Genomic DNA, 11,611 nt, shown 5'->3' on the forward strand with positions numbered 1-11,611 from the left:
AAAAGCCGACCTGGAGCGGACGGCTATTGTGGTGAGGTGTAACTTCCTTTCGGAATCCTCGATGCAAAGATATGTTTAAATTATGAATTACAAATTATGAATTGTATATTATTTTCTAAATATTTCATATTTTAATACTAATGATGTTCTATTAAAACCAACATCATATCCTGAACTGTCTGATGCATTGTTCTTTGTATTAAATCTAAATTCTAAATAGGCTTTGCTAAAATTAAATCCAACCGAACCAAAAAAGGTTGTAGTAAAATTAGATAAATAATAGTCTACATTTTGAAAATCAATTTTTGTTTCTCCAGAAAAATTTGTTAAATTCATTCCTGCAGCAATAAAAACATTAGAAGATTTACTTGTTTTAAAATAATGTCTTATACCAACTGGTACTTGAAAGATTGCCATATCAACTTTTCCATTCAAAAGAGTAGGGCTATTAAATTTATTTCTAAATGATTTTTGACTTTCAAGCTTGGAGTAGGTTGGCTCTATAAAAATTCCCCAGCTATAATTATTATATGGCATCAATAATTCCATCTCAAAACCACCACCAATGCCAGTTTTTTTATCAAAACTTCCTTTGACTATTTCGTCATCAAAATCTATTTTGTCACTATTGGCAGTTACCACACCTTTTAAACTAAAAATTGATTTTTTTGTTTGAAATACAACATTCTCTAAAGATCCGTTGCAAGTATTAATTTTTGTAAAATATTTTTTTAACTCAGTACCATTAAATTTTAATGAATTTAGGTCAGAGAATTTAGTGCTTTCACATCTAACATCTTCCCAAAGTTGACGTTTATATTTTTCATTAGCTTTTATTTCGATTCCATCTTTTGCTAGAAATTTCACATATATTAATTGTTTAATTGTTTTATCGTTTTTACTGTAAAAGAATTTTTCTAATCCACCATCATAATAATAATATAAAGTGTTTTTTCCAGTTATCAAATGCTTTAAAAATAAAGTTTCTTCTGTAAAAACAAGTTCTTTTTCATAATCTATATTTTGGAAAACTAAAGAGGATTTTTCAATTTGAACTTTACTTCTTGTGTATTTTGAAACATTATTAATAGAGAACTCTTGGCACATTTCAATAGTAATAGTTGAATTATTATCTTCAATATTTTTTTTAAATTCAAATGATTTTGGATTATTTTTCCAATCTACATCTTTGATAAATCCTTCAATTTTATTTCCTGTGTTGTCAATGTAATAGCCACTTTCATATTTTTGAGCAAATGAATTAAAAATAGAAAATAGAACAATTAAAAAAGTAAATCTTGTTTTCATAAATTATTTTGTTTTTGGTGGTTAAATTATTCTTCTTTTTGTCCCATCATCATTAAATAGGCTTTTAAAAATTCGTCAATATTTCCGTTCATAACGCCATCTACATCGCTAGTTTCATAACCAGATCGAACGTCTTTTACTAATTTGTAAGGTTGCATTACATAATTTCTAATTTGCGAACCCCATTCTATTTTCATTTTTCCAGCTTCAATATCAGCGCGTTGTGCTTGTTGTTTTTTTAATTCAATTTCATACAATTGTGATCGAAGCATTTGCATGGCGCGTTGTCTATTATCTTGTTGCGAACGCGTTTCTGAACATTGAATTTGAATTCCAGTAGGTTTGTGAAACAATTGTACTTTGGTTTCTACTTTATTTACATTTTGTCCGCCAGCGCCACTTGAGCGAGACGTAATAATTTCAATATCAGCAGGATTGATGTCAATTTCGATAGTGTCATCAACCAGTGGATATACATAAACGGATGCAAATGAAGTATGTCTTTTAGCATTACTATCAAATGGTGAAATACGCACCAATCGGTGTACGCCATTTTCACCTTTTAAATATCCGAAAGCAAAATCGCCTTCAATTTCTAAAGTAACTGTTTTTATTCCAGCGACTTCGCCTTCTTGAAAGTTAAGTTCTTTAATTTTATATTTTTGCTTTTCTGCCCACATCATGTACATACGCATAAGCATAGACGCCCAATCGCAACTTTCTGTTCCGCCAGCGCCGGCAGTTATTTGCAAAACGGCACTCATACTGTCACCTTCTTCTGAAAGCATGTTTCTAAATTCTAGATCTTCAATATGAGTATTTGTTAGTTCATATTGAGTATCAAGTTCTTCTTCGGAAGCGTCACCTTCTTTGAAAAATTCGTAGGTAATTTGGAGTTCTTCTGCCAATGCGTTGCCTTTATCAAAATCTTCTACCCATTTTTTCTTTTGGCGTAAGTTTTTGATAAGCAATTCGGCTTCTTTGGCATTGTTCCAAAAGTCTGGTGCAAAGGTCTTTTCTTCTTCGTTGGTTATTTCGATAAGCTTGGCATCAATGTCAAAGATACCTCCTCAACGCACCAAGACGCTCTACAATACCTTTTATTTGTTCGGTATTTGTCATAAATTGTTCTATTTTTGCAGTAAATTATTTAGAAGCCAATCCTGCTATACGTTCCAATCTTTTTTAAAAATTCCTTTTTTTCTAAGTTTAAAAAAGAGCTTCTTTGGTCGCTTTTTTTAAACAAGAAAAAATAGAAATTTTTTAAAAAAGGATTTCCACTTCTATCAGGGCTAAAAATCAGAGAACTCTAAATAATCAACCAATTGTTTTTACAAAAATAAGATTAGTTTTGAGATATGGAAATAAATTTAATTAGCGATACAGTAACAAAGCCCAGTAACGAAATGTTACAATATATGTTTAATGCCAAAGTAGGTGACGATGTTTACAAGCAAGATCCGACGGTTAATGATTTAGAAAGTGCTGTTGCTCAATTATTTGGAATGGAAGATGCTTTGTTTTTTCCATCGGGAACCATGGCAAATCAGACGGCGATAAAGTTGCATACTAATCCTGGAGAGCAAGTTATTTGCGATAAATATTCTCATATTTATCATTATGAAGGTGGCGGTGCATCGTTTAATAGTGGTGTTTCTTGTTGTTTAGTAGATGGAAAACGCGGAATGATTACAGCTGATTTGGTAAAAAATGCTATTAATGATCCTGAGTTTTATCATGCGCCATTGACGTCGTTAGTAAGTATTGAAAATACAACAAATAAAGGTGGTGGAGCTTGTTATGATATTTTGGAACTTAAAAAAATTAAGCAAGTTTGTATTGATAATAATTTGAAATACCATTTGGATGGTGCGCGATTGTGGAATGCAATGGTTGCTAAAAAACAACATCCAAAGCAGTTTGGTGAATTGTTTGATACCATTTCGGTATGTTTATCTAAAGGACTTGGCGCACCCATTGGTTCGATTTTACTTGGAAGCAAAGCCGATATGAAACGTGCATTGCGGATTAGAAAAATTCTTGGTGGTGGAATGCGTCAGTCGGGATATTTGGCTGCAGCCGGAATGTATGCTTTGCAAAATAATATGCTACGATTAGACGATGATCACAGAAGAGCAAAAGAATTAGCCGAATTACTAAAAACGTTATCTTGGGTTGAAAAAGTAGAGCCTGTAGAAACTAATATTCTAATTTTTTCTGTAAGAGCTTCACTTGAAGAGAAATGGGTAATTGAAAAATTAAAGCAAAAGAACATTTATATTAGTTCAATGGGACATGGAAAACTCCGAATTGTAACGCATTTAGATTATAGAGAAGTGATGCATAGTTATGTATTGGAAACTTTAAGTAAAATGCAGTTTTAAGCATAAAGTTTTTCAAATAAAAAATCCAAATTTCAAAAATACCTTACTTTTGAAATTTGGATTTTTTTGTTTAAATTTCTTACTTAAACATATCTTCCATGCCTGGAATCATTGGCATGTCTACTTTTGTGACTGCGTCAAGTTCGGCTTTGTTTACGCTTTCGGCTTTTTCAATTGCTTTATTGATAACCACAATTAAATAGTCTTCAAGTTGGTCTTTATCTTCAAGTAAAGAATCATCAATTGTAATAGATTTTAACTTGCTATTGGCTGTAAAAGTTACTTTCAACAATCCGTCGCTACTTTGCTCGTCAATTAAAACGGTGTCTAATCTTTTTTTAGTTTCTTCAATTTTTAGTTGGGTATCTCTCAATTTGCCCATCATTCCCATTAAGTCCATACGATTATATTTTTTCACAAAAGTAATCAAGAACAAGCAAAATATCAATATCAATTTCAAATAATAAACTATAGTTGTTAATTTCCTAGTGGATAACTTAATAGAATTAACATTTAATATAGATAGGTTTGCTCTAAATTTGTCGAGAATTTTAATGAAAATATGAGTACAGAACTACATCCGCCAATTGCCAAAATTATTTCGCACCAATTAGAAAAACATGGTCATATTCGCACTGATAATTACTATTGGTTAAATGATAGAGAAAATCCAGAAGTTATTGATTATCTCAATAAAGAAAACGAATACTACCAAAAATCCACCGAACACACAAAGGCATTTCAAAAGGATTTATTTGAGGAAATGAAAGCCAGAATTAAGGAAGACGACGAATCATATCCTTATTTCTATAATGGATATTTCTACATCACCCGATTCGAAAAAGGGAAAGATTATCCAATTTATTCTCGTAAAAAAGAATCCTTGACTTCTGCCGAAGAAATTATGTTTGATTGTAACGAAATGGCTAAGGATTTCACGTATTTTAATTTGAACGGAATCAGTATTAGTGAAGATAATAAATGGGTTTCTTTTGGAGTTGATACGGTTTCTAGACGTCAATATACAATTCAGATTAAGAATTTGGAGACCAATGAAATTTTGCCTTTGAAAATTGAAAATACTACTGGTGGTGCGACTTGGGCTAGTGATAATAAAACCATTTTTTATACAAGAAAGGATGAAGTTACACTTAGATCTGATAAAATTTTCAAACATAAATTAGGTTCCAACCCAGCAGATGATGTTGTAGTTTATTTTGAAAAAGATGACACATTTAATGTTACTGTTTACAAATCTAAATCAAAAAAATATTTGATTATTACTTCGGAAAGTACTTTGACTTCTGAATATCAAATACTTTTATCATCAACTCCTGATAGCAAATTTAAAGTCTTTCAAAAGCGAACTCGTGAATTAGAATATTCGATTTCGCACTATGAAGACAGTTTTTACATTGTAACCAATAAAGATGATGCTACCAATTTCAAACTAATGAAAACTCCAGAAGATAAAACATCAAAGGAAAATTGGGTTGATTTGATTTCGCATCGCGAGGAAGTTTTATTGGAAGGAATTGATATTTTCAAAGATTATTTGGTTGTTTCTGAGCGTTTTGATGGTTTGAATAAAATTAGAATAATGCCATGGAATGGAGGAGAAGAGTATTATTTGCCATTTGAACTAGAAACTTACACTGCATACACAACTACAAATATCGATTTTGATACTGAGATTTTACGTTATGGATACCAATCTATGGCAACGCCTTCTTCTATAATCGATTTTAATATGCGAACCAAAGAGAAAACGGTTTTGAAAGAACAAGAAGTTCTTGGAGGAAAATTCGATAAAAATAATTATATTGAAGAACGCATTTGGGCAACTGCAATCGACGGAACAAAAGTGCCAATTTCAATGGTTTATCGAAAAGGAATTAAACTAAATGGACAAAATCCATTCTTACTGTATGCCTATGGTTCTTATGGAATGACTATGGATCCTTATTTTTCTACAACACGATTGAGTTTGTTAGATAGAGGATTTATCTACGCCATCTCGCATGTTCGTGGTGGAGAAGATTTAGGTAGAAATTGGTATGAAGATGGAAAATTATTAAAAAAGAAAAATACATTTACCGATTTTATTGATTGTTCTAAATATGTAATTGAGCAAAAATATACTTCACCAGAACATTTATATGCCGAAGGTGGATCTGCAGGAGGATTATTGATGGGTGCAATTATTAATATGAATCCCGAATTATATAACGGAGTTATCGCTCAAGTACCTTTTGTAGATGTTGTCACAACGATGTTAGACGAAACAATTCCGTTAACGACAGGAGAATATGATGAATGGGGAAATCCAAATAAAAAGAAATATTACAATTATATGTTATCCTATTCGCCTTATGATAATGTGGAGAAAAAAGAATATCCTAATATGTATATTTCAACAGGGTTACATGATTCTCAGGTACAATACTGGGAACCAGCGAAATGGGTCGCTAAATTAAGAGTTTACAAAACTAACGATAAGCAATTATACTTAGATACCAACATGGAAGCAGGTCATGGCGGAGCTTCTGGACGATTTGAAGCACTAAAAGAAGTGGCTAAAGAATTCACTTTTTTGTTAGATTTGGAAAAAATTGAAAGATAGTTTAAAATAATTTATTAAATTTGCAAGGTTTTGAGGTTCATTTTTATATCCTTTAATTGCCTCAACAAATATTTTATTTATGAAAGAAGAAATAAAAGCCTTTAACAACGTACTGGAATTAATAGGAAATACACCTTTAATTAAGCTTAATAAAGTAACCGAGAATTTAGAAGGGAATTTTTATGCCAAGGTAGAAGCCTTCAATCCAGGACATTCAACTAAAGATCGAATTGCTTTATATATCATTGAAGAGGCCGAAAAAAGAGGAATCTTAAAACCTGGTGATACAATTATTGAAACTACTTCTGGAAATACTGGATTTAGTTTAGCAATGGTTAGCATTATCAAAGGTTACGATTGTATTCTAGCAGTTAGTTCTAAATCGTCTAAAGACAAAATAGACATGTTGCGCACAATGGGAGCGAAAGTGTATGTTTGTCCAGCACACGTATCTGCAGATGATGATCGTTCGTATTATAATGTTGCCAAAAGGTTACATGAAGAAACGAAAGGTTCGGTATACATCAATCAATATTTCAACGAATTGAATGTTGATGCACATTACAAATCTACTGGTCCAGAAATTTGGGAACAAACAAACGGAAAAATAACTCACCTTGTAGCCTGCAGCGGAACTGGAGGAACAATCTCTGGAACGGCTCGTTTCTTAAAAGAACAAAATCCAAATATTAGAATTTTAGGAGTTGATGCTTTTGGTTCGGTTTTGAAAAAATACCATGAAACAAAGGAGTTTGATAATGATGAAATTTATCCTTACCGAATAGAAGGTTTAGGAAAAAACTTAATTCCATCGGCTACCGATTTTGATGTTATCGATAAATTTATGAAAGTAACTGATGAGGAAAGTGCTCACGTTACAAGAGAGATAGCCAAAACAGAAGGATTATTTGTTGGTTATACATCGGGTGCAGTTGTTCAAGCAATTCGTCAATATGCAGCCGAAGGAGAATTTGATGAAAACAGTAATGTAATTGCTATTTTTCCAGATCATGGCTCACGTTACATGAGCAAAGTATTTAGTGATGAATGGATGAACGATCAAGGTTTCTTTGATAGCATAAATGCTGAAGAAGTTCAGAAAATTGAATTTATAAAATAATATTTAATTAGCATAAACTAAAAAACTCCGATAAATCATCGGAGTTTTTGCTTTTTAGTTATTATGAATTATTTTTTCTTAATATCCTGATGATCATTTTTAGTATCCATCATTTCCATTAATTTCATTCCGAGTAGGCCACTAATTCCGCCTTCCGAGCCATTGGTTCCTGAGATTAAAACATCTGGAATTACCTTGATATTTCCTTTGCCAATTTCCTCTGTAATTTTGTATTTAGCAAAGTTATCTTCGCCCATTGCAGAAACTTGTAACTGATAAGCTTCGGCAGTAGATTTACCAATTGCCATAATTTTCTCAGCTTCGGCCAAACCTGTTTTTGAAATTTTCTCAGCTTCTGCACTTGCATTAAGTTTTGTTGCTTCTGCTTGTGCGCCAGCTCTTGCTTTGGTCGCCTCTGCTTCGGCATTAGCTCGCATTTTTGTAGCTTCTGCTTCTGCATTTACATTTAATTTCAAACTTGTTGCGTCACCTTCTGCTTTCTTTACTGTTGCATCGGCAGTTCTTTGAGCAATCTCGACACTTTGAGAAGCTTTTACAATTTCTTTTTGCATATCTGCAATAGCTGTTTCTTTTTCAACACCTTGACGTTGCTCTTGTGCCATTCTTTGTGTTTGATAGGTTTTTTGCTCTTCTTCAGCTATTTTTCTATCAGTTAATGTTTTCATTAATGAGTCTGGAGGAACAATGTCTCCAATTAAAGTGTCTACTGCATTCACATTATATTCATCCAAAACCGCTTTAATATGATTCTTAGCAGATTCTTGTCTTTCTTTACGTGTACTTAAGAACGAAATTACATCGCTATCTTGTGCAGAGTTTCTAAAATAGTTACCAATTGTAGGTTCTAATACTTGAGAAACCAAATTGGTCATGCTTCCAAAACGAGCAATTACTTTTGGTGCTTCGTTGGCTGGAACGTGAATGATTTGTGCCACATCCAAATTAAATGGGAAACCATCTTTTGAACGAACGGTAATTGTAGATAAATTTTTATCTAAATCATGTGACTCACTTCTGGCATTTGCCCAGTTTAAAACCAAATTCGTTGTTGGAACAGGTTCAAGTTTTGTTGTATATTTATTCAAAGCATATTTTCCAGGTCCAAAAGGTTCCATCCATACACCACGTTGTCCTTTAGAAACTATATTTCCGTGTTTAAAGGTATCTCCAGTGACGTCTTTTCCGTCTTCACCAATGTAAGAAATAACTACTCCTACGTAACCAATTGGCACATCTGTCATTGGGTTTTGTTCAATTTGAATAGCCCAAGTATTGATATAATAGGAACCGGCTAACATCACTTGTGGTTGCAATCCACGATTTCCGCCTTTCTCTAAGAAATAATCAAAGTCTTGAAAGTTATTGTGTCCATCTACAAATTTACCAGCAATTTGTCCTTGCGGAATCGGATCTCCATCTAGAGCTGTAACGATACCAACCATATTTTCAAAAATTTTGATTTGTTCTGCCATAACAATTTCAAATAAAAACGTATTGATACGATAGGAACCTGTTGTAATAAATGCCGATTGGCGACCTTTTTGTCCACCATTATTTAAGAAAGCTGTTGCATCTTGAAAATTGTCGCTTTCTACTTTTCGGGCTAAAATTCTACCTGTGGGAATTTCTTGTCCGTCCTTGCTTAATACTAAACCAATTTTTCCTTCGGGAATTATAGTAAACGCAGTCATATCAACAGAGTATTGCCAAATCCACATTCCCCAATATAATCCAGGAGCAAGTGTTTGAGCTTGAAATCCTGCTTCGCCTTTAGTTGCAATGATTCTGCTATCAGGAAGTGATTTATCAGCTCCAAAAAGAACGAATTTTTTGGTAACTAAACCAATTTTATCTTCGGGAACGATTACCATTCCGAAGAAAAATCTTAAAACAAATTTGTAAAGAATTACAGATAAAACAATAGGAATTACCCACCATAATGTAAAAAATGTTGTCATGTTATAAATTTTAAAAATAAAAAAAGGGTTTTTGATTTTTGATAGAAGTATAAGATTATAAATCGTAAATCAGGTAATTCACTTACCACAAACTCATAGTACTAGTTGGTTTTGAGTTTAGTTTTTGAAATACAACACGTCGTTGTGTCATTTTAGAATTAGTTCTATTTTAAAATCTTTTATTATACGAAGTACTTGTTAAAAAGTTACAAATTTTTCATACAATTATTTTTATATATTTAATAATGATTTATAAATCAGTATTTTATAAAATAAAAAAAAACTCCAAGTTTCCTTGAAGTTTAAATTTAATATCTAAAATTTGATTTCTGAAATTTATTCCGATTCATCCATCGTGTGATAAACGTTCATCACATCATCGTCTTCTTCAATTTTTTCTATTAATTTTTCTACATCAGCAATTTCAGAAGCAGAAAGTTTTTTTGTTATTTGTGGAATTCTTTCAAATCCAGAAGATAAAATTTCAATTCCGCGAGCTTCTAATTCTTTTTGAATGGCACCAAAACTTCCGAAAGGTGCATAGATTAAAATTCCGTCTTCGTCAGCAAATATTTCTTCTGCTCCAAAATCAATGAATTCCAATTCCATTTCTTCAATATCTACATTGTTGTTAGGAATTCTAAAATTACATGTGTGATCAAACATAAATTCTACCGAACCTTGTGTTCCCATTGTTCCATTACATTTGTTGAAATAACTTCTAATGTTAGCAACAGTTCTGTTGTTATTGTCGGTAGCTGTTTCAATTAAAAGTGCAATTCCGTGTGGTGCGTAACCTTCAAAAAGTTGTTCTTTGTAGTTAGCGGTATCTTTGTCAGTTGCTTTTTTTATTGCACGTTCAACGTTTTCTTTAGGCATATTTGCCGCCTTAGCATTTTGAATAACGGCACGCAAACGTGAGTTGGCTTCCGGATTTGGTCCGCCTTCTTTTACAGCCATTACAATATCTTTTCCAATACGAGTAAACGCTTTAGCCATCGCTGACCAACGTTTCATTTTTCTACCTTTTCTAAATTCGAACGCTCTTCCCATTTCTTATTTTTTAATCTGGATTTGTTTCAGATTCTGTTTCAGTTAGTTTTAATTTCAGTTTGCAAAAATAGTGTAATATTCTATTTTTTCAAATCTAATTTTTATACAAATTTAATCTTGTGGCACATGTCTTGAAATAAAAGTGTCACCACTAACATTCCAATTATTTATTGTTGCTGATTTATCTTGAAAATTTTGCTTACTTAATTTATTATAAGTGTCAATTTCTTTATTCACTTGTTTAACCAAACCATTGTAATTATCAACTTCCTCTTTAGTACGTTCTTTTTCAGATTTACTTTCGAGTGTTTTTTGTGCCGTTTCAAATTTGTCATTGAACATAATAAAATCAACCGTTTTTGGAACATATTTTTCAGCTTGATTTTTATAATATTCTAATGCTTTTTTTGTTGTAGTAGTCAACGATGAATCATTATTATAAGGTTGGATTAATTTAATTTTCAATAAACCTTCGTCGGCATATTGAATTAGAGCATTCTTATTTTGTTCTATGGCAGCCAAATCTTTATTTTCAATGGCTTTAGAAAGATTGGCATCTGTGAAATTTACTTTGAAAAATATTAGATACAAAGCGGTGTGATAATCAAAAACTTCGTTTGAAATTTTTATTTTTTTAGACAAATCCGATTCTTCTTCAGATAAAGTAATATTGTATTTTGCAGCAAATGCTCGGTATGAATTTTGCGCTTTTTCACTTTCACTATCTAACTTTTCATTTACTAAATCTCTGGCCAATAGGTAAGCTTCCATGGCATCATAAGATTGTTCTGCAACTTCTTGCATGTTGATGATTTTGTCGTATTCTTCATTCAGATTTTTTTCGCAAAAGTCAAAATACTGAATTACCTGATTTTTGTATTCAACATCACCTTTGTAACCATCTTTTATCGAGCCAATTTTAGTTTTTGCATTCTGAATCGTTTTAACTAATTGCTTTCTATTACTATCAATGCGTCTTGCACTTTTAGAATGTGCTACAGCAGATGTATATTTCCAAGTACTTTTAGAAATAATTACTTGCTCTTTGTTGATGAACATCAAATAATCTAAAGGTGTTTTAAAATTTTGTGCAATGGCAGATACGTTAACAAACAGTATCAAAAGAAGTAGTTTTTTTTTCATA

General features: G+C 32.0%; 9 protein-coding genes. 3 read left to right on the forward strand and 6 right to left on the reverse strand.

Annotation, left to right across the window (positions count from 1 at the left end; genetic code table 11):
- Positions 1-108: 108 nt before the first annotated feature.
- Complete coding sequence (locus LG45_RS10800; RefSeq protein WP_035127062.1) at positions 109-1,308, reverse strand: porin family protein; 1,200 nt, start codon at positions 1,306-1,308, stop codon at positions 109-111.
- A gap of 26 nt (positions 1,309-1,334) precedes the next feature.
- A protein-coding gene (gene prfB / locus LG45_RS10805) for a peptide chain release factor 2 (RefSeq protein WP_131494656.1) occupies positions 1,335-2,430 on the reverse strand; the annotation gives its coding sequence in 2 pieces (ribosomal slippage) (positions 1,335-2,366 and positions 2,368-2,430; 1,095 coding nt in all).
- A gap of 236 nt (positions 2,431-2,666) precedes the next feature.
- Between prfB and LG45_RS10810 the strand changes: the two genes are divergently transcribed.
- Positions 2,667-3,692 carry a threonine aldolase family protein gene (locus tag LG45_RS10810; RefSeq protein ID WP_035127064.1) on the forward strand — a complete coding sequence of 342 codons (1,026 nt, stop codon included), beginning with the start codon at positions 2,667-2,669 and terminating at the stop codon, positions 3,690-3,692.
- A 79-nt stretch (positions 3,693-3,771) separates the two neighbouring features.
- Here LG45_RS10810 and LG45_RS10815 read toward each other — a convergent pair whose 3' ends face one another.
- Positions 3,772-4,092: a YbaB/EbfC family nucleoid-associated protein gene (locus LG45_RS10815; RefSeq protein WP_035127066.1), complete on the reverse strand. Its 321-nt coding sequence runs from the start codon at positions 4,090-4,092 to the stop codon at positions 3,772-3,774.
- Positions 4,093-4,254: 162 nt separating this feature from the next.
- Here LG45_RS10815 and LG45_RS10820 point away from each other — a divergent pair, with 162 nt between their 5' ends.
- Together LG45_RS10820 and capA are read left to right on the forward strand one after the other, a co-directional pair.
- Positions 4,255-6,315, forward strand: a complete 2,061-nt coding sequence (locus LG45_RS10820) for a S9 family peptidase (RefSeq protein WP_035127069.1) — start codon at positions 4,255-4,257, stop codon at positions 6,313-6,315.
- Between the two features lie 79 nt (positions 6,316-6,394).
- On the forward strand, positions 6,395-7,435 hold the full coding sequence (gene capA / locus LG45_RS10825) for a cysteate synthase (protein ID WP_035127071.1): 1,041 nt from the start codon (positions 6,395-6,397) through the stop codon (positions 7,433-7,435).
- A gap of 68 nt (positions 7,436-7,503) precedes the next feature.
- Here the strand turns inward: capA and LG45_RS10830 are convergent, their stop codons facing one another.
- The 3 genes from LG45_RS10830 to LG45_RS10840 all read right to left on the reverse strand — a co-directional run bounded on the left by LG45_RS10830 (position 7,504) and on the right by LG45_RS10840 (position 11,610).
- Entirely contained in the window at positions 7,504-9,414 is a 1,911-nt protein-coding gene (locus tag LG45_RS10830; RefSeq protein ID WP_035127073.1) for an SPFH domain-containing protein, read from the reverse strand.
- Positions 9,415-9,750: 336 nt separating this feature from the next.
- Positions 9,751-10,467: a YebC/PmpR family DNA-binding transcriptional regulator gene (locus LG45_RS10835; RefSeq protein WP_035127075.1), complete on the reverse strand. Its 717-nt coding sequence runs from the start codon at positions 10,465-10,467 to the stop codon at positions 9,751-9,753.
- A 111-nt stretch (positions 10,468-10,578) separates the two neighbouring features.
- Positions 10,579-11,610 (reverse strand): hypothetical protein, encoded by a 1,032-nt coding sequence (locus LG45_RS10840; RefSeq protein WP_035127076.1) that lies wholly within the window; start codon positions 11,608-11,610, stop codon positions 10,579-10,581.
- Position 11,611: the final 1 nt, after the last annotated feature.

The sequence above is a fragment of the Flavobacterium aquatile LMG 4008 = ATCC 11947 genome (assembly GCF_000757385.1).
In the GTDB taxonomy this organism is placed as follows: domain Bacteria; phylum Bacteroidota; class Bacteroidia; order Flavobacteriales; family Flavobacteriaceae; genus Flavobacterium; species Flavobacterium aquatile.

What these genes read in the sequence shown, in the direction of transcription:
- LG45_RS10800 (WP_035127062.1), bottom strand. Translation starts at nt 1,308, where the DNA reads ATGAAAACAAGATTTACTTTTTTAATTGTTCTATTTTCTATTTTTAAT.
- LG45_RS10810 (WP_035127064.1), top strand. Translation starts at nt 2,667, where the DNA reads ATGGAAATAAATTTAATTAGCGATACAGTAACAAAGCCCAGTAACGAA.
- LG45_RS10815 (WP_035127066.1), bottom strand. Translation starts at nt 4,092, where the DNA reads ATGGACTTAATGGGAATGATGGGCAAATTGAGAGATACCCAACTAAAA.
- LG45_RS10820 (WP_035127069.1), top strand. Translation starts at nt 4,255, where the DNA reads ATGAGTACAGAACTACATCCGCCAATTGCCAAAATTATTTCGCACCAA.
- capA (WP_035127071.1), top strand. Translation starts at nt 6,395, where the DNA reads ATGAAAGAAGAAATAAAAGCCTTTAACAACGTACTGGAATTAATAGGA.
- LG45_RS10830 (WP_035127073.1), bottom strand. Translation starts at nt 9,414, where the DNA reads ATGACAACATTTTTTACATTATGGTGGGTAATTCCTATTGTTTTATCT.
- LG45_RS10835 (WP_035127075.1), bottom strand. Translation starts at nt 10,467, where the DNA reads ATGGGAAGAGCGTTCGAATTTAGAAAAGGTAGAAAAATGAAACGTTGG.
- LG45_RS10840 (WP_035127076.1), bottom strand. Translation starts at nt 11,610, where the DNA reads ATGAAAAAAAAACTACTTCTTTTGATACTGTTTGTTAACGTATCTGCC.